Source organism: Pseudomonas sp. AC463, assembly GCF_979253585.1.
The window spans coordinates 1-248 of the sequence record NZ_CEEDDZ010000991.1 but is presented as its reverse complement, the minus strand read 5'-3'; the positions used below and the strand labels follow the sequence as shown (position 1 = coordinate 248).

Annotated in this window: 1 protein-coding gene; it reads left to right on the top strand. The window is 70.6% G+C overall.

Features of this window, described 5'->3' with window-relative positions:
• Positions 1–22: 22 nt before the first annotated feature.
• A partial coding sequence (locus AC0IYH_RS33205; protein WP_471838655.1) for a CHAP domain-containing protein occupies positions 23–248 on the top strand: 226 nt, incomplete at its 3' end.

Here is a 248-nt window from a genome sequence, read left to right as displayed (position 1 = left end):
ATTTCGGGCTAGCCCGTCGCGCATGCGCCGCGCCCGCCCTTTCAGCCGTCGCCTCCTCCGCCTCACGGCGGCGGCGCTGCTGGTCGCCGCCTCGCTCGGCGCAGCGTTTCCCGCCCATGCCAGATCGCTGCTCGATTACGTTGGCCAGTGCGTGCCCTTCGCCCGTGCCGCGTCGGGCATCCAGATCTACGGCGATGCCTGGACGTGGTGGGACCAGGCCAACGGCAAATACGACCGCGGGCATCGTC